General features: G+C 40.8%; 22 protein-coding genes and 1 other annotated feature. Of the genes, 1 reads left to right on the forward strand and 21 read right to left on the reverse strand.

Annotation, left to right across the window (positions count from 1 at the left end; all coding sequences use genetic code 11):
• Positions 1–3: 3 nt before the first annotated feature.
• The 10 genes from smpB to ybeY all read right to left on the reverse strand — a co-directional run bounded on the left by smpB (position 4) and on the right by ybeY (position 7,764).
• Complete coding sequence (gene smpB / locus OCF96_RS07470; RefSeq protein WP_001051750.1) at positions 4–471, reverse strand: SsrA-binding protein SmpB; 468 nt, start codon at positions 469–471, stop codon at positions 4–6.
• Entirely contained in the window at positions 434–2,788 is a 2,355-nt protein-coding gene (gene rnr / locus OCF96_RS07475) for a ribonuclease R (RefSeq protein WP_020902906.1), read from the reverse strand. Before rnr ends, smpB begins: the two co-directional genes overlap by 38 nt.
• Positions 2,789–2,888: 100 nt before the next feature.
• Positions 2,889–3,122: a preprotein translocase subunit SecG gene (secG, locus tag OCF96_RS07480; RefSeq protein WP_020902907.1), complete on the reverse strand. Its 234-nt coding sequence runs from the start codon at positions 3,120–3,122 to the stop codon at positions 2,889–2,891.
• Between the two features lie 39 nt (positions 3,123–3,161).
• Complete coding sequence (gene rpmG / locus OCF96_RS07485) at positions 3,162–3,311, reverse strand: 50S ribosomal protein L33 (RefSeq protein WP_001809104.1); 150 nt, start codon at positions 3,309–3,311, stop codon at positions 3,162–3,164.
• Positions 3,311–4,510 carry a multidrug efflux MFS transporter PmrA gene (locus OCF96_RS07490; protein WP_261078420.1) on the reverse strand — a complete coding sequence of 400 codons (1,200 nt, stop codon included), beginning with the start codon at positions 4,508–4,510 and terminating at the stop codon, positions 3,311–3,313. Before OCF96_RS07490 ends, rpmG begins: the two co-directional genes overlap by 1 nt.
• Positions 4,497–5,102, reverse strand: a complete 606-nt coding sequence (gene coaE / locus OCF96_RS07495) for a dephospho-CoA kinase (RefSeq protein ID WP_020902909.1) — start codon at positions 5,100–5,102, stop codon at positions 4,497–4,499. Before coaE ends, OCF96_RS07490 begins: the two co-directional genes overlap by 14 nt.
• Positions 5,102–5,926: a DNA-formamidopyrimidine glycosylase gene (gene mutM, locus OCF96_RS07500; RefSeq protein ID WP_020902910.1), complete on the reverse strand. Its 825-nt coding sequence runs from the start codon at positions 5,924–5,926 to the stop codon at positions 5,102–5,104. The genes coaE and mutM overlap by 1 nt, the downstream gene beginning before the upstream one ends.
• Before the next feature lie 48 nt (positions 5,927–5,974).
• On the reverse strand, positions 5,975–6,874 hold the full coding sequence (era, locus tag OCF96_RS07505; protein ID WP_000143264.1) for a GTPase Era: 900 nt from the start codon (positions 6,872–6,874) through the stop codon (positions 5,975–5,977).
• A 16-nt stretch (positions 6,875–6,890) separates the two neighbouring features.
• Positions 6,891–7,286: a diacylglycerol kinase family protein gene (locus OCF96_RS07510; protein WP_049515195.1), complete on the reverse strand. Its 396-nt coding sequence runs from the start codon at positions 7,284–7,286 to the stop codon at positions 6,891–6,893.
• Positions 7,267–7,764, reverse strand: coding sequence for an rRNA maturation RNase YbeY (gene ybeY / locus OCF96_RS07515; protein WP_000275156.1), 498 nt, complete (start codon positions 7,762–7,764; stop codon positions 7,267–7,269). The genes OCF96_RS07510 and ybeY overlap by 20 nt, the downstream gene beginning before the upstream one ends.
• A 104-nt stretch (positions 7,765–7,868) precedes the next feature.
• Here ybeY and pavA point away from each other — a divergent pair, with 104 nt between their 5' ends.
• Positions 7,869–9,524 carry an Rqc2 family fibronectin-binding protein PavA gene (gene pavA, locus OCF96_RS07520; protein WP_261446836.1) on the forward strand — a complete coding sequence of 552 codons (1,656 nt, stop codon included), beginning with the start codon at positions 7,869–7,871 and terminating at the stop codon, positions 9,522–9,524.
• Between the two features lie 206 nt (positions 9,525–9,730).
• Here pavA and OCF96_RS07525 read toward each other — a convergent pair whose 3' ends face one another.
• The 11 genes from OCF96_RS07525 to OCF96_RS07580 form a co-directional block, all read right to left on the reverse strand.
• Positions 9,731–11,611 carry a glucosaminidase domain-containing protein gene (locus OCF96_RS07525; RefSeq protein WP_261039273.1) on the reverse strand — a complete coding sequence of 627 codons (1,881 nt, stop codon included), beginning with the start codon at positions 11,609–11,611 and terminating at the stop codon, positions 9,731–9,733.
• A gap of 128 nt (positions 11,612–11,739) precedes the next feature.
• Complete coding sequence (locus OCF96_RS07530; protein ID WP_192852008.1) at positions 11,740–12,726, reverse strand: dihydroorotate dehydrogenase; 987 nt, start codon at positions 12,724–12,726, stop codon at positions 11,740–11,742.
• Positions 12,689–13,489: a dihydroorotate dehydrogenase electron transfer subunit gene (locus tag OCF96_RS07535; protein ID WP_261446837.1), complete on the reverse strand. Its 801-nt coding sequence runs from the start codon at positions 13,487–13,489 to the stop codon at positions 12,689–12,691. Before OCF96_RS07535 ends, OCF96_RS07530 begins: the two co-directional genes overlap by 38 nt.
• Positions 13,490–13,737: 248 nt before the next feature.
• Positions 13,738–14,118: a lactoylglutathione lyase gene (gloA, locus tag OCF96_RS07540; RefSeq protein ID WP_000157153.1), complete on the reverse strand. Its 381-nt coding sequence runs from the start codon at positions 14,116–14,118 to the stop codon at positions 13,738–13,740.
• Between the two features lie 58 nt (positions 14,119–14,176).
• Positions 14,177–14,536 (reverse strand): 50S ribosomal protein L20, encoded by a 360-nt coding sequence (rplT, locus tag OCF96_RS07545; RefSeq protein ID WP_000124834.1) that lies wholly within the window; start codon positions 14,534–14,536, stop codon positions 14,177–14,179.
• Positions 14,537–14,587: 51 nt separating this feature from the next.
• Positions 14,588–14,788, reverse strand: a complete 201-nt coding sequence (gene rpmI / locus OCF96_RS07550) for a 50S ribosomal protein L35 (protein WP_001125943.1) — start codon at positions 14,786–14,788, stop codon at positions 14,588–14,590.
• Positions 14,789–14,820: 32 nt separating this feature from the next.
• Positions 14,821–15,351: a translation initiation factor IF-3 gene (infC, locus tag OCF96_RS07555; protein WP_000848180.1), complete on the reverse strand. Its 531-nt coding sequence runs from the start codon at positions 15,349–15,351 to the stop codon at positions 14,821–14,823.
• Between the two features lie 15 nt (positions 15,352–15,366).
• Positions 15,367–15,498, reverse strand: a sequence feature (ribosomal protein L20 leader region).
• A gap of 160 nt (positions 15,499–15,658) precedes the next feature.
• The gene (locus OCF96_RS07560) at positions 15,659–16,843 is read right to left on the reverse strand and encodes a hypothetical protein (protein WP_261446838.1); all 1,185 of its coding nucleotides are present in this window, start codon (positions 16,841–16,843) and stop codon (positions 15,659–15,661) included.
• Between the two features lie 3 nt (positions 16,844–16,846).
• Positions 16,847–17,434, reverse strand: a complete 588-nt coding sequence (locus OCF96_RS07565) for an ABC transporter ATP-binding protein (RefSeq protein WP_261446839.1) — start codon at positions 17,432–17,434, stop codon at positions 16,847–16,849.
• A gap of 412 nt (positions 17,435–17,846) precedes the next feature.
• Positions 17,847–20,087: a DNA internalization-related competence protein ComEC/Rec2 gene (locus OCF96_RS07575; RefSeq protein ID WP_261446840.1), complete on the reverse strand. Its 2,241-nt coding sequence runs from the start codon at positions 20,085–20,087 to the stop codon at positions 17,847–17,849.
• Positions 20,071–20,721, reverse strand: coding sequence for a helix-hairpin-helix domain-containing protein (locus OCF96_RS07580; RefSeq protein WP_084927567.1), 651 nt, complete (start codon positions 20,719–20,721; stop codon positions 20,071–20,073). Before OCF96_RS07580 ends, OCF96_RS07575 begins: the two co-directional genes overlap by 17 nt.
• Between the last annotated feature and the right edge of the window lie 132 nt (positions 20,722–20,853).

The following is a 20,853-nucleotide window of genomic DNA, read 5'->3' on the forward strand; positions in this document are numbered from 1 at the left end:
TTTTTATCGCTGGTTGACAGCTTTCATGACACGCGCGATGTCGCGGTTTTGTTCACGACGTTTGATAGACTCCCGTTTGTCGTAGTCATGCTTCCCTTTAGCTAGGCCTAAAAGGAGCTTGGCATAGCCATCTTTGATATAGACCTTAAGGGGAACCAGGGTCATTCCTGTTCCTTTAGTCTCTTGTTCTAATTTTTGGATTTGTTTCTTATGGAGCAAGAGTTTACGACGACGTTCTGGTTCTTGGTTCCAGATATTGCCCTCTTCGTAAGGAGCGATATGGACATTGCTCAACCAGACTTCTCCATTTTTCACTTGAGCAAAGCCATCCTTGAGATTGATTCGAGCTGCTCGTACACTCTTGATTTCAGTTCCAGTCAGGACCATCCCTGCCTCTAACGTATCTACGATAGTATAGTCGTGGCGCGCCTTTTTATTTTGTGCGACGACCTTTCCCTCGCCCTTTGCCATGCTTAGCTCCTTTCTTAGCTACTTCCTTATAAAAAGGATTCTTTCCTTTTTTCTTCTTGTCTTTTTGTGAATGCTTGCGCTTATCATTTGAGCGTCCTGATTTTCTCTTATCTTCCTTCTTATCTGAACGACGACTTGAACCACGCCCCCTGTCACTGCGATTAGACTGTTTTAAGCCTTTTTCAATCACATCAAACTCACTTGGGATATATGAGAAGTCAATTTCACCCGTCATCTTGTCGGCTCTTTCAACTCGGATACGAATCTGTTGCCCTACACGGAAGGTTGTTCCTGATTTTTCTCCACGAAGAGTCAAATCACGTTCGTTGAAATGATAAAATTCAGGTAAATTAGTGATGTGAATCAAGCCTTCAACTGTGTTTGGCAATTCGACAAAGAGACCAAACTTGACAATGCTGGACACAACCGCATCGTACTCTTCACCCACGTATTCTTCCATGTACTCAGCCTTTTTCATGGCTTCGACTTCACGCTCGGCCTCGATAGCTCGACGCTCACGGTTGGAAGACTGGGTCGCAATCTCTGGAATCACTTGTTCAAAATGCTCTGCTATTTCCTTAGAACGGCCGTAATCACGAATCATACGATGAACAAGAAGGTCTGGATAACGACGAATCGGACTGGTAAAGTGAGTGTAATAGTCAGCTGCTAATCCATAGTGGCCGTGATTGTGCTCCGAATAGCGAGCCTGCTGCATAGAGCGTAGAAGCATCATGGATAATACATCTGCATAAGGTTCTCCCTCAACAGCACTCATGATGTCTTGGAGAGCCTCCTGGCTAATCTCACTAGCAGTCCCATAAATGCGCAAGCCAAAGCTTGAAGCATAATCAATAAACTTCTGAACTTTTTCAGCCTTAGGCTCCTCGTGAATTCGATAGATAAAAGGCAAATCCAACTTGCTGAAATGTTCGGCAACTGTTTCATTGGCCATCAACATGAAGGACTCAATCATGCGCTCGGCAACACCACGCTGACGAAGAACGATATCAACAGGCTTACCTTGTTTATCCACTAAAATCTTAGCTTCATTGGTATCAAAATTGAGGGCTCCACGTTTCACACGCATATTTTCTAAAGTTTCATGAAGCTTGGCCATGAGTTCGATACTAGGGACAATTTTCTGATATTCTTGTCTCTTTTCCTTGTCTCCAGCTAGGATATCATTGACATCACTGTAGGTCATCCTGAAGCTAGTCTTGATAACCGTTTGTGTGATGGTGTAGTTGACTACACGACCATGTTTATCAATCTCCATAATGGCAGACTGGGTCAGGCGATCAACTTGAGGATTGAGGGAGCAAATGCCATTTGACAGTCGTTCTGGAAGCATTGGGACCACACGGTCTGTCACATAGACAGAAGTTGCGCGGTTAAGAGCTTCCTTATCAAGGGCAGAACCCTCAGTAACATAATAGGAAACATCTGCTATGTGAACTCCGAGTTCGATATTGCCATTTTTCAGAGCCTTGATATGCACAGCATCGTCCAAGTCTTTAGCGTCAGCACCATCAATGGTAAAGGTAATCTCATCTCTCAGATCCAGACGACCCTCCATATCCTTTTGAGACGGAACATCAGGCACACTTTCTGCTTCCTTGACAACAGCTTCTGGAAACTCGGATACAATGTCCATTGATTCCAAGACCTCAAGAACATCAATTCCGACATCCGTTGAATGCCCCACCACATCGAGGACACTCGCGACAAAGAAATCATGTTTCTTGCTTGGGTATTTATCGATAAAGACCTTGAGAACTTCGGTTCCCTCGAGTTTAAGGGCTGGTTTCTTAACATAGATCAGTTGGCTGATTTTCTGATTTTTTGAACGAATATAGCCAGCATACTTAGGCTTTTCCTGATCTAGAACGATTTGACCGACAGCGGTTGTCAAACTGTGTTCTAGGATATCGATAATTTTGGCTTCAGCAGCAGTTCCCTTGTTACGATCAGCGACTTTCTTAATGACAACCTCAACAGTATCTCCATCAATAGCATAGTTGACATCGTTTTTCCCTACAAAAAGATCGTCCTCTTCTCCTTCTATGCTGACAAAACCAAAGCCATTTTTATGGGCATGAAAAATCCCCTTGAGAGTAATCTCATGTTTTCTCTTAACTTCCAAGGTCAGACTGCCATCTTCTTCAAAGCGAATCTGGTGCTTTCTTTCCATTAGAGACAAGGTTTTAATCAACTCACGAAAATCCTTAGATCCGTCTTTTCCCAAAGCCTGAGCCAAGTCATTGACAGTCACCTTTCCCTTGTCTTGCAAATATTCTTTTATTCTATCTTTCATATTTTCTTTCTAGATTTTTTATTTTCTTTTACTGTAAAACCTTCTCAAATATCTTTTAAAAATAAAAAGAGGCAAAGACCTAGTCCTGCCCATTATTTTCTTATCTACTTGATAATACCGTCAATGCTAAGGCAATGGATAGCCAGAAAAAGACTAAAATCCCTGTCAAACGCTGCATTACAGCTTCAAAACCGCGTGCTTTACTGCGTTCAAACAAATCACCTGAGCTGGCATCAAATACATTGCTGGATTGGTTTTTAGTTGGTTGCATGAAAATCGCAATCACAATCACAACAGATAATACTAATAAAATGGTTAATAATAGGTTATACATATCAAACTCCTTAAAATCCCTATTATTTTACCATAAAATCTACTTAGATTCAAGATGTAGGGTTACTTTTCTTTCCTTGGGACAATACTTTAAAACCTCAATCTTGTCGGGATGGGTTTTTGAATTTTTACTAGTTAGGTAATTGATACTGCCACAAGAGGAGCATTTGAGATTAATTTTTACTCGCACTAGATTTCCTTTACTTTTAATAATGTTCGAAATTGAAGAAGGTTAAAGAGACAACTAAAGGCAACACAAAGGCTTGTCACATAAAAGACTGCATGGTAGCCAAATTTTCCTGCTACTGCAGAACCTGCCATAGGACCAACGACACCTCCCAGATAAAAGAATACCTGATTGAAGGCAAAGACCCTCGAAATACCAGCTTTGGGCGTCATCTTGCTGAGAAGGGCATTAACTCCGGGAATCAAAGCACCGGTTCCCAAGCCAAAGAGGAAACGATAGAGTCCTAGTTGAAAGGGGCTAGAGGCATTGGCACAAAGAAGATAGATGATGACTGAATAAAGCTGGGCTACAACCAAGAGGCGATGGTTGCCCACCTTGTCACCTAGCTTTCCCATGACTCCTGCACTCATCATACTGGAAAAGCCCATACTAGATACAATCAAACCAGAGACAAAAAGAAGATTCTCTGTCTGGCCTAAGTCGCGTACATACAGAGCTAAGATAGGGCCGATTGATTGGGCTGAAAATTGGATGACAAAACTAGTCAGAAAGAGGTTGACCAAGAGATAGGGATATTTAACTGATGTAAATAATTCCTTTGTTGGGATGGCCTTTTCCTTGGCTAGTGGTTGAAAATCTTCCTTGATAAAGCAAATAGTTAAAACAGCAGCTAAGAATAGAAAACTACCAACCAGTAAGAAAACTGTACGAATACCAAATAATTCTGCAATAAAGCCACCAATAAAGGGGCCAGTTAGAGTGCCTGCAACTACGCCAGTAGACAAAGTACCTAAGGCAGAGCCTGATTTCTCCTTGGGAACCTGACTGGCTATTAAGGCCGTTGCATTGGGAACAAAACCCGCAAATACACCATTCAGTAAACGAAGAAAGATTAACCAATAGATATTTGGCACAAAGGCCAAGCCTCCCATAGTGATAGTCATGGCCAGACCAGCACGAATCATCATGGGTTTTCGACCGTATTTATCAGCAAAAATACCCCAGATAGGAGAAAAGAGCGCCGCAGAAATAGCAGAGACAGAAATAGCTAAGCCTGCATAAAAAGCGACTTGCTCACTCCCTACACCTAGATTTTCCACAAAGATGGGCATAAAAGGCACAACCAAAGAAATACTGGCTCCTGTCAGAAAATTACCAAACCAGGCAATGCGCAGATTATCCTTCCAGTTAATCTCTGTCATCTTGCTTACCTCCCTCAAGCAGGGAGAACACCTGAGTAAGAAGCTGGTCCTGATTCCCATTATTATCAAGAATTTGGCTGGCCAAATCTTTCTTTTTCTCTAAAGGCCACTGGGCTGCCAGACGAGATTCAGCTTCATCTTTAGACAACTGGTCCCTTTTCATTAAGCGTTCTACTTGGACATCTCGGTCCACATAGACCAACCAAGTCTCATCAAACCAAGCGCTGTAGGCCTGCTCAAAAAGTAGGGGAATATCCATGAAGAAAATCTCTTCTGTCTGAGCCAACTGGTCTCTCAACGTAGCTAGTTCCTCACGGATAATCTCTCCTTGGATTTGCTTAGACCATTCTCGTTCTTCAGGATTTGAAAAGATAAGACTAGCTAGGAGAGGGCGATTGAGTTCTCCATTTTCTAATACAATTTCTTGACCAAAGTGCTGGACTAGAGCTTCAAACAGACGACCACTAGGTTCCTGTAGTTGGTGGACGACTGCATCAGCATCCACCACTTGAAAGCCTTGCTTTCTTAGAAAATTTGTCACGGTTGACTTACCAGAGGCAATTCCCCCAGTGATTCCGATGATTTTTCCCATCAGCCCCTCCTTTGGCACTGAGGACAAAAGTGAGTTCCTCGTCCGCCTAGTTGGATTTTCTCAATGATAGTACCACAACGTGAACATTCTTGACCAGCCTTGTCATAGACTTGATGAAAATCCTGCATGGTTCCATCTTCCCCAAAGGCATTGGTATAGGTCCGAATGGTAGAACCACCTTTTTCAACAGCCTGTCCCAAAACAGCGATGGTCTGGTCATGAATGGCAGTCGCTTCTTCTGCTGTCAGAGTCTGGGAAGGTCTAGCTGGATGAACCTGAGCTCGCCAAAGAACCTCATCCACATAGATATTGCCAAGTCCAGCTACCAAGGTCTGGTCTAGAAGATGGGATTTGATAGGTTTTTTGGACTTAGCTAGGGCAGTTTGAAAGACCTGCAAATCAAAGTCTTGTTCGCTTGGTTCAGGTCCTAGTTTTTTAGAAAGAAAGTAGACTTCCAAAAGGTCAGGCGCCAAGAGTTCCATAGTACCAAACTTGCGAACATCCTCATAAACAAGCGTGCCACCATCCGCAAACTGGAAGAAAATATGAGCATGCTTGCGTTCAGGCACTTGGTCTGGATAGTAAAAATACTTGCCCTCCATCCGCAAATGGGAAATCAAGATCTTGTCTGTCAGGTAGAAAAGCAAATATTTACCACGACGTCCCATTGACTCAACAATCTGACCAGGCACTTCCTTTTGAAACTCGTTCAAATCCGTCTTAATCATCTTGGGATAGCGAATTTCTACACTCGAAATCTTCTTTCCCAAAATCAATTTTTCCAAGCCACGTCGAACGGTTTCAACCTCAGGTAATTCAGGCATAAGTCCTCCTTCTGTAAAAACAAGAAGCAGGCATGAGCCCACCTCTGCTTAGTATTCTTTTTCATTATAGCCAAAGTCAGCCAAATCTAGCTTTTTATCACGCCAGTTTTTCTTGACCTTGACCCATGTTTCTAGGAAGACCTTATCTCCTAGCATCAGTTCAATATCGCGACGGGCCATGCTACCGATTTTCTTAAGCATAGCGCCACCTTTACCGATGATAATCCCTTTTTGGCTATCTCGCTCGACCATGATGGTTGCACGGATATGAACCTTGTCTGTCTCTTCATCTCGTTTCATCGAATCAACCACTACAGCAACTGAGTGAGGGATCTCTTCGCGAGTTAGGTGCAAGACTTTCTCGCGAACCATTTCTGAAACCAAGAATCGTTCTGGATGGTCTGTGATTTGATCAGATGGGAAATATTGGAAACCTTCGTCCAGATTTTCACTCAAAATATCCACTAGACGAGAGACGTTATTCCCTTGAAGAGCTGAGATTGGAACGATTTCCTTAAAGTCCATTTGATTACGAAAATCATCAATCTGAGACAAAAGCTGGTCTGGATGAACCTTATCGATCTTGTTCACCACCAGAATAACAGGAACCTTAGCAGCCTTGAGACGCTCGATAATCATATCGTCCCCCTTACCACGCGCTTCATCAGCAGGAACCATGAAAAGAACGGTATCCACTTCACGAAGGGTGCTATAGGCAGATTCGACCATGAAATCTCCGAGAGCTGTTTTAGGTTTGTGAATCCCTGGTGTGTCGATAAAGACAATTTGCTCCTTATCAGTTGTGTAAATTCCCATAATTTTGTTGCGCGTTGTCTGCGCCTTGTCACTCATAATGGCAATCTTTTGCCCCATAACGTGATTTAAAAAGGTTGACTTCCCAACGTTGGGACGTCCTAAAATGGCTACAAAGCCTGATTTAAAAGTCATAATTTCCTCTTACTGTTTAAAATAATAAATCCCAGATTCGTGGGAGAAAAATCAATGCGCCTGTTAAGGCTGCGAAAAGAGAGACTACTAATACCGCGCCAGCTGCCATATCCTTGGCATTTTTAGCCAGCATGGAAAAGTGATAGTGACTGGCTAAATCCACCACATTTTCAATAGCAGAATTGATAATCTCAAAAGCTACCACCAAGAAAATGCTCAATAGGAGAAAGAGCCATTCGATTCGTGACACCTGAAAAACAAAACCTGCAAGAATGACGACAAGAGACGTCACTGCATGTTTTCGCATATTGCGTTCTTCCTTGATAGCAGTAAAAATCCCTGTGATGGCAAATTCTAAACTGGCTATCAGGTCACGATTTTTCCATTTTCGTTTATTGTCTTGTGAGTCCATAGGCTGTCAAAATTTCTTCTTGTAAACCGAACATCTCCGCTTCTTCTTCTGGAGTGTAGTGATCATAGCCGTTGATATGTAAAAAGCCGTGTACTGCCAAGAAGCCCATCTCACGCTCAAAGCTATGGCCATATTCCTCGGCCTGCTCATGAGCCTTATCAATAGAGATGAACAGTTCCCCAATATAGGCATCAAACTCAGACATCATCTCTGCCAATTCTGGATTTTCAAGTAAATCCTCTTCGTCAAAGGCAATTTCCAACTCTGGCTTATATTCAAGGCTGATAACATCTGTCGGACGGTCGGTGTCACGGTACTCCAGATTGAGTTCATGACTACGTTCATTGGTCACAAAGGTAACTGCCATCTCCTTGTCTTCTTTGCCTAATTTTTGGGCTGCAAATTCCAAAATTTCTTGGGTTTGTTGCAACATTTCTTTTGAAACTTGACCAGTTTCATCTACCATTTCAATATACATGTGCTTCTCGTTTCTCTTTACTTGGCTTTATTATACCACATTTCCATGATTTTATTCTACCTTTTTGATATAATACTATGGAATACAATCACAAGGAGAGAACGATGTCATTTGACGGATTTTTTTTACACCACATGGTTGAGGAATTGCGCAGAGAGTTAGTGAACGGTCGCATTCAGAAAATCAATCAACCTTTTGAACAAGAGTTGGTCTTGCAAATCCGCAGCAATCGCCAAAGCCATCGCTTGCTCCTCTCTGCTCATCCCATTTTTGGACGAATCCAACTGACCCAAACGACTTTTGAAAATCCAGCCCAACCTTCTACCTTTATCATGGTTTTGAGAAAATATTTGCAGGGTGCCCTGATTGAGTCCATTGAGCAGGTGGAAAATGACCGAATTGTGGAAATTACAGTTTCCAATAAAAACGAGATTGGAGACCATATCCAGGCTACCTTGATTATCGAAATCATGGGTAAACACAGTAATATTCTACTGGTCGATAAAAGTAGCCATAAAATCCTCGAAGTGATCAAACACGTCGGTTTTTCACAAAATAGCTACCGCACCTTGCTTCCTGGGTCGACCTACATCGCTCCGCCAAGCACGGAATCACTCAATCCTTTCACCATCAAAGATGAAAAGCTCTTTGAAATTTTACAAACACAAGAAACCACAGCTAAAAACCTTCAAAACCTTTTTCAAGGCTTGGGACGTGATACGGCAAATGAATTGGAAAATATTCTGGCTAGTGATAAACTATCTACCTTCCGTAGCTTTTTCAGTCAAGAAACCAAGCCATGCTTGACTGAGACTTCCTTCAGTCCAGTTCCTTTTGCAAATCAAGTGGGAGAGCCTTTTGCCAGTCTTTCTGATTTGTTGGACACCTACTATAAGGATAAGGCTGAGCGCGACCGCGTCAAACAGCAAGCCAGTGAACTCATTCGTCGTGTTGAAAATGAACTTCAGAAAAATCGACATAAGCTGAAAAAACAAGAAAAAGAGTTACTGGCGACAGACAATGCTGAAGAATTTCGCCAAAAAGGAGAATTGCTGACAACCTTCCTCCATCAAGTGCCTAACGACCAAAACCAGGTTATCCTAGACAATTACTACACTAATCAACCAATCACAATTGCGCTTGATAAGGCCTTGACTCCCAACCAGAATGCCCAACGCTACTTTAAACGTTACCAGAAACTCAAAGAAGCTGTCAAATACTTGACTGATCTGATTGAAGAAACCAAGGCAACCATTCTCTATCTGGAAAGTGTAGAAATCGTCCTCAATCAAGCTGGACTAGAAGAAATCGCTGAAATTCGTGAAGAATTGATCCAAACAGGCTTTATCCGCAGAAGACAACGGGAGAAAATCCAGAAACGCAAAAAACCAGAACAATATCTGGCGAGTGATGGCAAAACCATCATCTATGTCGGTAGAAACAATCTTCAAAACGAAGAACTAACCTTTAAAATGGCCCGCAAGGAGGAACTTTGGTTCCACGCCAAGGACATTCCTGGAAGCCACGTCGTCATATCAGGAAATCTAGACCCATCCGATGAAGTCAAGACAGACGCGGCAGAACTAGCCGCCTACTTCTCTCAAGGTCGCCTGTCAAATCTGGTCCAGGTAGATATGATTGAAGTCAAGAAACTCAACAAACCAACTGGTGGAAAACCTGGCTTTGTCACTTACACAGGACAAAAGACCCTCCGTGTCACACCAGACCCCGAAAAAATCGCATCCATGAAAAAATCCTGATTCGACTTGAAATCAGGATTTTTAGCTTATACTCTTCGAAAATCTCTTCAAACCACGTCAACGTCGCCTTGCCGTATATATGTGACTGACTTCGTCAGTCTTATCTACAACCTCAAAACAGTGTTTTGAGCAACCTGCGGCTAGTTTCCTAGTTTGCTCTTTGATTTTCATTGAGTATTATACTCAAATCATATCCAATTATAGGACTAATCTTTTCCACCAAGTCGACTATTGATATTCATCATGATACTAGCTATTTTTTCACCCCAGTACGGATCTGATGCATAGCGTACATTCATTCCTGTCGCTTTATTTCCAAGGTGATCTCTTCCACGGTCAATATAGTTCTCACGAATCCACTTGGCCGCACCAAGAATTCCTTTATCTACATCATCAAATTTCTTAGCTGAATCATAGGGACTGGTATCGTAAGCAGCTATTCCGAAGAAGTTATTTTTATCATTAGCAATTTGGCTACGTCCCCAAGCACTTTCTAGCGCACTGTGAGCCATTAAATAAAGAGCATTGACACCGTAACGTTCTTCAGCTTCTTTAAAAATTGCTCCTTTACCAGCAAGACGGCTGTTTCGGATATTCATCATCGAATAAACTCTATTTAATTCATCCGCACTATAGTTGGTTGGTTCAGTCAAATTCTTAAAAAGAAAACGATTCTTGATAGTAAACCCATCAAAATGTTCTCCATCATTTGAATAATACTTCTTGCCAATTTTCATGGCTGAAGTATGTGGAGCTACCCGAATACTAGTGTATGGAGAAAGTTCATGATATAGGAATCTTCCGTCAGTAGTATAGTGAGGAATAAACTCACTTTCTTCATCAACTAAAGTCAAATCGTTTTGATTCATATAACCAGACAAGCCTGATATTGAAACAGCAAGGCGACTGCCCTTACTTTTAGAGCTATCATAGGTCACAATACTTCCCTGATTGACATAACTCAAAATATCTCCTGATTCGCTATAAATATAGGCTGTGATTGGTCTAACCTTAAAATATTTGGGGCTTTGAATCCACTTTCCATCCCCCTGGAAGAAGTAGGATTTATTTTCGATGTTAAAAGCACCAGTAACATAACTCCCATCTTCTTTTAGGTAGTACCATGCATTGTAGTTAGGGTCAAAAATCCATTCATTCTTGGCCATATAACCACCAGATTTGAGGTAATAAGCATCAATCCATTCACGTGAAGCATAAGCACCACCTGATTTTAGGTAAAACCAGCTATTATAAGATTTATCAAAAATCCATTCTTTTTCAGCCATCGCTCCACTATTTTTTAGATAGTAAGCATCTTTCCACTGATTACTAGCCATCACACCGTCACTGTTAAAATAGTACCATATTCCATTAATTTTTTCCCATTTATTACGGACAATCTTTCCTGAATCTGTAGCATAATACCATTTATCAGCAATTTTTTCCCAATCATTTTGAGCCATTGCCCCACTGCTATTAAGAAGATAATCGTCAACTAGAGTATTGCTAGCCATAACTCCATCTTGGTTGAAGTAATACCAAACATTGCCAACTCTTTCCCATCTATTACGAACAATCTTTCCTGAATCTGTAGCATAATACCATTTATCAGCAATTTTTACCCAGGAATTTTCTACCATTGCTCCACTAGTATGAAAAGCATAGTCATTAACAATCCTATTGCTAGCCATGATTCCATTTTGATCAAAGAAATACCAGACACCCGCAATTTTTTTCCAGTTTTTGATTGGTTGATTATTCTCATAAAAAAGCCATTCCCCGTTCTCTTTCTGCCAACCATTCTTAGGAACTTCTTCAACTTTTTCTTTGTTTGAAATAGCCTCTTTTTTAGAATTATCTTCTTCTACAACAACTGGTTCTTTCTTTTTTTCCGTCTTTGCAGTCTCATTCTTTGTATATTCAACAACTTTTTTCTCTTCTGATGTTGGAGTCTGATTTTTATCCACAGATTGACTCTTATTTGTCGTTTGACTTTGGTCTGTTGTTTTATCTTCAGCAAATACTGATGTTGTTGGCACAATTGCCAATGCAAGCACTGCTGTGCTTACAAGTAGTGTTCTCTTCATTTTACTCCCCTAAGTAGAAATTCATCTACATCATTCATGATTAATTTTATTCTAACATAGTTATAAAGATGAGAATATTACAAAATGATGAAAATTCTGTGTCTTATTGACGATAAAGATGTTCTAGCTTATCTAAAGCTAGCTTTTACTTCCTGACGGAGATTTTCTAGACTGCTAATGCCGTATTTGTCCATGACTTTTGGCAGATTTTCAATAATATCAGGACAGGCATATGGATTGGTAAAGTTGGCTGTTCCAACTCCAATGGCCGATGCTCCAGCCAGATACATTTCTAGGGCAGCTTCTGCCGAATCCACTCCTCCCATTCCAATGATGGGCAGGTCTGTAGTTTGGGCGACTTGGCGGATGAGTTTGAGGGCTACTGGAAAGACTGCTGGACCAGACATTCCACCTGTTCCATTGGCCAAGATTGGTTTTCTGTTTTTGAGGTCAAAACGCATTCCAACCAGAGTATTAATCATAGTCAAGCCACTTGCTCCCGCATCTTCTGCTGCTTTTGCAACGGTGACAATATCTGTCACACTAGGGGTTAGTTTGACATAAACTGGTACATCTGAGGATTCGACAGCTGCTTTCACCACATCATAAGCCAGATCAGGGTCTTGACCAATCAAGAGTCCATGATTACAGTGATCTACGTTGGGACAAGAAATATTGAGCTCAATAGCCTTCACATTAGCTGCCTTGGAAATACCATGAGAAACAGCAGCATACTCTTGTTTTGAAAAACCAGCTACATTGGCAATAATAGGAAGATTTGGATATTCTCTTTCCAGCCAAGGTAACTTTTCAGCCAAAACAACTTCCAAACCCGGATTTTGCAAGCCAATTGCATTGAGCATACCAGCAGGTGTCTCTGCTACCCTTGGAGTTGGATTGCCAAAACGGGGTTCAAGGGTCGTCGCCTTAATCATAATAGAACCTAAAAGGTCTAAATCATAGTACTTGGCATACTCTTGTCCAAAGCCAAAACAGCCTGATGCTGGAATAATCGGATTTTTCAAATCCAAGCCAGGTAGAGAAACTTGTAAACGATTTCTAGTCATAATTTTCTCCTTATAATACAACTGTTCCTGTGCGGAAAACAGGGCCATCTTCACAGACACGTTGGCTGACCGTCTCGCTTTCTGGCACTTTTAAGACACAGGCATAGCAGGCCCCCATCCCACAAGCCATACGAGATTCCAGAGATAGATAGGCTCTTGGGTGGTCATAAAAGATTTGATTGATATACTTCATCATTCCTGGAGCCCCACATGAATAGACGGCGTCAAAATGAGTATCTAAATCATTGATGACAACTGAAACATTTCCTTTAGTACCATAAGAACCATCATCTGTCGTTACAAAGACCTGACCATATTGAGCTAATTCCTTTTCGAGAATAACAGCATCCTTGTTAGCAAAACCGAGCACAGTCACTACTTTCACCCCACGGGCATGCAATTCCTTGGCCACCTCAAGCAAGGGCGGAACACCAATCCCACCACCAACGAGGAGAACCTGGCTCTGTTCATCAAGGTCAGACAAGTCAAAACCATTTCCCTGAGGCCCCATCACATCAAGGGTGTCTCCCTGACTTAAGGTTGAGAAAATAGCTGTCCCAGCTCCCTCAATCCGATAAATGAGATGACACTGCTTCTTAACCTTATCGATAGACGAAATTGAAATAGGGCGACGCAAAAGATGGGCATCATCAGGCACACGCAGATGAAGAAATTGGCCTGCTCGCATAGCTTCAACCATTTCCCCCTCTAGGACTAATTTAAAGATTGCTGGCGCGATTTCCTCCTGTGCAACCACCTTCATGGTTTCCAAACGAATTGCACCCAAACGTTTCTTACATGTTGGATTCATGACTTTTCCTCCTTAAATTTTAAGGGGACCAGACAAAGAAAAGACCTTGCTAATGCAAGGCCTCAGTTAAAATCGTACAACAGAAGAGAGCACACTCAAAAAGTCTCCTCTAGAAAATTGTACTATTCTTTTATCTGACACCTTGTGAGTCTCTCTGGACTCCCCTTAAAGGTTAAATTTTTATTAGTATACTCTTTCAGCTAAAAAAAGTCAAGTAGAAAACGAACATTCTACTGGACCTCACAAGATTATTTTTCACGAATGACTTCGACCTTGTAGCCATCAGGGTCTTTGACAAAGTAATAGTTAGGTGCAGTTCCTGGTAGGCCATTTGGCTCAGTAACTTCATATCCTTTGGCACTGTGCTCTTGATGAAGTGCCTCAAGATCAGGTGTACTGAGGGCGATATGGGCAAAGCCATCTCCAACCACATAAGGGCCGTGATCATAGTTATAAGTCAACTCTAACTCATAGTCGTCACCCTCAAGACCTAGATAGACAATCGTGAAGGCATGGTCTGGAAAATCTCTGCGACGCAATTCTTTAAATCCAAAAGCATCTTGATAGAATGCAATTGATTTTTCAAGATTTTCTACTCGCAAGCAAGTGTGTAGCATTTTTGAAGCCATATTTTTCTCCTTTATTTTTAAAAAGACTGGGACAATCCTGTTCCAGTCTTATCTGTTATTATTTACCAAGTTTTGCTTTCGCTGCATCTGCAAGAGCTGTGAAAGCTGCTGCATCGTTAACAGCCAAGTCAGCAAGCATTTTACGGTTAACTTCGATCTCAGCCAATTTCAAACCATGCATCAATTGTGAGTATGAAAGTCCGTTCATACGAGCTGCTGCATTGATACGAGTGATCCACAATTTGCGGAAGTCACGTTTTTTCTGACGACGGTCACGGTATGCATAGTAGTAAGAGTTCATTACTTGTTCTTTTGCAGTACGGAACAAGATGTGTTTAGCTCCATAGTAACCTTTTGCTAATTTAAGAATACGTTTACGACGTTTGCGTGATACAACGCCACCTTTAACACGTGCCATGTTTTATTTCCTCCAAATATTTCCTAGAATTCTTTACTTACAGTCAAGCTATTATTTCAAGCGAGTAAGCATTGCTTTGATACGTTTGTAATCTCCTGAATGCACCATAGATGCTTTACGAAGATGACGACGTTGTTTCTTAGTTTTTCCGTGGAAACGGTGAGAAGTGTAAGCACGGAAACGTTTAAGTCCACCAGAACCTGTACGTTTGAAACGTTTAGCTGATGCGCGGTGTGTTTTTTGTTTTGGCATGATTTTTTCTCCTTTATTTAACTTTCTGACAATTATTTTTTGTCAGTCGCTGGCGCCAATTGCATGAACATTTGACGTCCATCCATTTTAGCACGTTGTTCGATGATGGCAATATCTTGAGTTGCTTCAGCAAACTCGGCTAAAACTTTTGCACCAATCTCTTTATGGGTAATCATACGACCCTTAAAGCGAATAGATACCTTAACTTTATTTCCTTTTTCAAGGAATTTGCGTGCATTGCGAAGTTTTGTATCAAAGTCACCCTTGTCAATAGTTGGACTTAGACGAACTTCTTTCACAGTAACAACACTTTGTTTTTTACGTTGTTCTTTTTGCTTCTTCTGGTACTCAAATTTGAACTTACCGTAGTCCATAATTTTTGCAACAGGCGGTTTGGCTTGGGGTTGAATCAACACTAGGTCAACATTAGCGTTATCAGCCAAAGCTTGCGCTTCACTGAGTGGCTTGATACCTAACTGTTCTCCCTCAAGACCGATTAAGCGAACTTCACGTACACGAATCTCATCATTGATGAATAAGTCTTGCTTTGCTATGGTTTTCACCTCTTTTGTTTTATTAGAGAAAAACAATAGCGGACTCGTAAATATACAAGCCCGCACGTTATGATAGCGTTTCTTAGAAACTTTTCATCCGTAGGGCCAGGCAACTTAATGTCACAAGGCGAGAAGCTCTCACTTCTGCTTTTCTCAACTTTTATATGATACCAAGTTTTCTAGACCTTGTCAAGATAAAAAGTTATTTTTTTGAAAAGTTTTTGTTTGCAGTTTAGCTTGGTTTTCGAATCAAAAAGAGAGAATCAAGTTGATTCCCTCTCTATGTTAGTTTTTACTTATTTTCCCTATAGAAAAACTAAAACCTATTAAAAACTTCCTTTTTACGTGAACTTCCCCATCTTTCAATAAATAGAATCCCCACCAACAAAAGGACAATCAGGCAAGGAAGTAAGACCATTCCCATACTCCAATTCAGATTGACATTATCAATTTGCTTAGGTAATCTTCCAGATAAAATCTCCACTGAACGCAAGTAAGTAAAGGGAATCAGATGTGCAATCTTTTGGAGAGGCTGAATTGTTTGAATGCCAAACAATAAGCCAACAATCCCAATAAGTGAAAGAAAAAGGACAGGCATTTTTTGCTTGAAAAAGTAAGTAATCAAATACACAACTTCCACAATGACGATAAAGGCTAAGAAAGCTAGTAACAAGCTAGGAAATAATACATCTTGTATCTTTCCAATAGTTACCTCTTGATTCACTAAGCTATAAATCGGGTAGGGATAATCTAACTGTCCAAAACCACTTATCAGACTTCCCACTAGAAAAGAAAATCCGCTGATTCCGATAAACAGTACAGTTACATAGCCCACTCCAACTCCAAGGGAGGACATGGCAAATGCCACTTTTGAAAAAGGATATAACTGAGCTGTATCCAGATGATTTTGATATCTTTCTGCAAATAGTTGCGTTAGCATAAAAATAATAGCAATCACAAACAAGCTTGGGATGATAGCCTCTAAAATCCAGACAATCTGGTCAATCCCGTGGGTCGGATAATATAAATTGTGCGCTTTTATGTTCAAGGGATATAGGGCTTGGTAAGTCTTTCGTTCGCGGTCAACCGCCATTTTTAAGTCAGAGCTAGAAGTCGGTTCCTTTGATAAAATTTCATAACTCTTCTCTTCATCTTGCCACTGCAAATAGTAGGCTTCTTTCCAGCGTCCTTCTTTTAACAAAGCCAGAATTTCTTTCTTTTGAGTAAAAAGATTTTTTTGCGATTCTAAATTAATTTTAGCAGTCTGGTATTCCTCCGAGTTGGTATCAGATATTTGAGAGAGTTTCTCTTCATATTCATTGATGATTCTCTCATCTTTTACAAGACGGGTTTCCAACTCGCTCTCCAAGCTGACGGAGTTTGCAGTCTGACTATTAAAATAAAAGGTAACACCGAGTCCAGATACAAATAAAGCTAAGATAATCCAGTTTAAGCGACTTTTGAAAACTTTTTTTAATAAAAATAGACTAACATCTTTCATAAACTAAACCTCTTCTATTTGCCCCTGATGAATGGTTACTACTCTATCGCAGACATCAAGCAACTCTTCCTTATAGTGGGAACTTAAAAGAACCAGCTGTTCTTGTCTATCGATTTGTGCCAGCCTATCAAAAAACTTCTGTCGATAATACTCATCTAAGCCATTTGTAATCTCATCCATAAGCCAGCATTTCGCCTGACTGAGGAAATACATGGCAATCACCAATCGTTGCTTCATGCCTAAGGAATACTTGCGAATGGGAAGGCTGATATAGTCAGACATTTCCCAGTAATCAATTTCATCCCCCAAGTTCAGCCCTGACTTCCAGATGTTTTTGATAAGACGAAGGTAGTCCATCCCACTTAAGTTTCCATCCAGCCATTCAACGCTTTCATAATAAAATAAAGAAGGAGGGGCTACGATATTTCCACTACTTATAGGAATTAAATTGCTAATGGCGCGGAACAGTGTCGTCTTTCCAGAGCCATTTATAGCAAGAATACCATAAATACTACCCTTTTCAAATGTAAAATCAACATCTTGTAAGATGACTTGTCGCGTTTTTAAGGTCACATGAGTAAGCTGCAACATATCTAGCCCTCCTTTTTATCACTCTTGAAAGATTAATAACCTCTGCTGTAGTAGTTTATTACCTCATAACAATCGTAATTCCAACCAGAACCAATTTTATATTCAGAATAGCTGTCATAACGATACCATAACAGGGAATTAATATAGTTATATCTCTAGCAATTCATACTAGACTTATAGTAGGTATTCCAATCATACCTATAAGTTTTAAGAACGCTCACAGCAGATATACTGGACTGAAAAAGACCAATAATCATAAACTAACTAATTAAACGATTTTTGCTAATTTTTAATGATTTTATTGCATTTATATCTTTAACATTGAACACGCTTTCATTATATCGTTTTTATCATTATTATGCAACAGATTTTTGGTTTTTGTTTTCTTACTAATCTATAACAACTTTTCCTCCTATCGAACGCTTTCGATTTTCCAACTTTTCCACCCTTTAAAGCGTATAGCTCCTTGCTGATCAGTTCGATAAACTTTGCTATTGATATCTTCCAGTCGGGTCAAGGTTTCCTGATGGGGTAATTTAGTTCGATTGTTCTTTCCAACTGAGATGAGAGTCATCTCTGGTTTGAGCTGTTCTAGAAAGGCTGAACTTGATGATTTTTTAGAGCCATGTTGGCCAGCTTTCAAAACATCCACTTCTAGGTCAGGATATTGCTTCAGAAGATCCTTCTCTCCTTTCTCCTCCAAATTTCCTGTGAAGAGAAAGTACTTATCCAAGAGTTTCCCATAAAGAACTAGGGAATTTTCATGACCTCCATCTCCAATTTTCCTTGGAGATAGGACTTCTAATTGCCTTCCGAAAATTGCCAAGTGTTCCCCCACTGACACACTACGCACCTTGGTTTGAGTCGCCTGTAGTTCTGCCACAAATTCCTTCTGTTTCAGACTGCCTTTGGATACTAAAATCTCCCCAATATGGAAAGCCTTGGTCACCTCTAACAAATCTCCAACATACTCCTTGTCCGTGTTAGTCAAAATTAGCTGGTCAATCTTGGCTACTCCTCTACTTTTGAGATAGGGAATCAAGGTTCGCTGGGCATTGCTAGTTGTCGCCTTTTCTTGCCATTTTTCTATTTTCTTACTAGACTCTGCCTTACCGCCTACATCTATGAGAATGGTTTTCCCAGTTACATCCCGTAGGAAAATACTTTCCCCTTGCCCTACATCCAGCATGGTGATTTCATTTTCCAGTGGATGCTTGGTAAAGAAAAAGAGACCTGTAATCAATAAACTCAATACTGTTAGCTTTTTAATGTTTTTCCTCAAATCATAGACTAAAGCCAAGGAAATTAACAATAGGATTAAAAGCCATGCATTGGGTTGTCCAAAGACTAGAGGCCTACTTGCCACCTGAGAGACCAAGCGAATAATGCCCTCCAACCATTCAAAGATAAAATTCAGCTGAATGACTGAATAGAGAAAGGAAAGGGCAAATAAGATGGACAAGAGCGGTAAGAAGACCAAATCAAATAGAAAGGAAAAGACAAAGGTCAAAAGGATGGACCAAGGCTGAAATTCCGCAAAATAGAAGGACAGAATGGGCAATATGCCCAAGGAGATGACTAGACTTTCTCTAGCAACAGCCTTGAGCCCCTTCCCTTCTTTGCTGGTCATGATCAAGATAAAAGCATAAGCGCAGGACAAAACTCCTCCTGCAGTCAGGAAAAAGTTGGGCATGACGATAAAGAGGATAAGGACCGTCAAGGCAAAATTATTCAAACCCTTAACGCCATGTTGAGCCAGTAGCTTTTGCAAGAGACTGCGAATGACCGAAGCTGAAAATCCTGTCAGACCAGCATAGATAAGGGAAAAGGGATAAGTCAGCCACTTCAACTTTTCTTGGGTCAAGCCCAATCGCAAGAGAAGTTTCTTAAAAACATCCATGAAAAAGCCTACCTGCATACCTGACAAGGCAAAAAGATGGATAATTCCTAGACTGGAATAAAGCTCATTCATCTCCTCAAAGTCGGTGTCCAGATGTCCTAATAGAAGCCCCGTCATGTAATTGCGCATAGGATCTGGAAAGTGCGTCTTAATCCAAACTACAGCCTTACGGCGTAAACTCGACAGATTTTCTCCTATATCCCAACTGCTAACCTTTTGAAGTGACTGGATTATTTTGATATTGAGAGTCTGGTAAATTCCCTGAGTCTTCAAATAGGCTTGATAGTCAAAACCACCAAAATTTCTCTTCCCTTCTGGTTCCGAAAGTTTTCCTTCTAATTCTATATCATGAAGGGCTGTTAAAGCTTGAAAGGATTCTTTCTCCTCCTCGGACTGTAGTTTATAATAAACTTGGAAAATTCGTCCATAAGACTTGCCACGAAAGGATAGACTGTCACCATTGACCTTAATAGTGTCTGGTAAAATTCGTACCCTTTCAACAGAATACGCCAAATTTTGACTCGCTTGACTCTGTTGCCAAGTTTGAAACAGAAACCAGAAGCCAAAGATTCCACAAATTGCTAAAACTTTTCCAGCAGATTTCCACGAAAATTGGATAAAGAGACAGACTAGCAGAAAAACAAAACCTAGCAGTGCGAGATAAGATGCTGAGAAAATAGCGTAGTAAAGCCAGAGCAATAGAAAACTCAGATAGATTAGGGGAAGGGGGAAATTCTTAATCCACTGTAACATAATCTTTTAGCTTTTCTATGGTCTTGGCACCAATGCCAGAGACTTTCTTGAGTTCATCAACCGACTTGAATTTGCCATTTGCCTCACGATGGTCGATAATGTCCTGAGCTCGTTTGGCACCTAATCCCTTGACCTGTTTAAGCTCTTCCAGACTAGCCTTGTTGAGATTGACCTTCTTTTCTTTGCTCGTTGAAGAGGCCGTCCCAGAAGCAGTCTGTTGACTAGCTGCTTCTTCTCCCTTAGATGGAACGTAAACCAGAGCCTCATCACTAACTTTCTGAGCTAGATTGAGCGACTTGCTGTCTGCTTGCTCTGTCAAACCACCAGCTTTCTGCACAGCATCATTGACCCGACTTCCAACTGGTAAATCATAAATCCCTGGTGTTTTGACAGCACCTTTCACATCTACTGTGATTAGATCTTGTTCAAGGGATTCTTCCTTTTCTTCCTTCTTCACTTCCTTTTCGGTTAATGAATCCTTGGAAACAGCTGCAACTTCTGCCTGCAAATTCGTTTCCTTGACAGGTGTGTGTGGAGCTGGTTTTAGTAGGAAAAATCCTCCTACAAGCAAGCCTAGACCAGTACAGATGACGATGATTTTATACTCTTTGATTTTCTCGATAATTGCTTCCATATTTTCTCCTCTCTTAGATTATTCGTAAGAGGAAGAAAAAACAGTCGAAAATTTCGGCTCTATAATATTTGTAGTGGGTAAATCCCCTATAGATATTATGGAGCCTATTTTTGTGTAGAAAAAAAGTCCCAT

The sequence above is a fragment of the Streptococcus mitis genome (genome assembly GCF_946190065.1).
Lineage (GTDB): Bacteria > Bacillota > Bacilli > Lactobacillales > Streptococcaceae > Streptococcus > Streptococcus mitis_DE.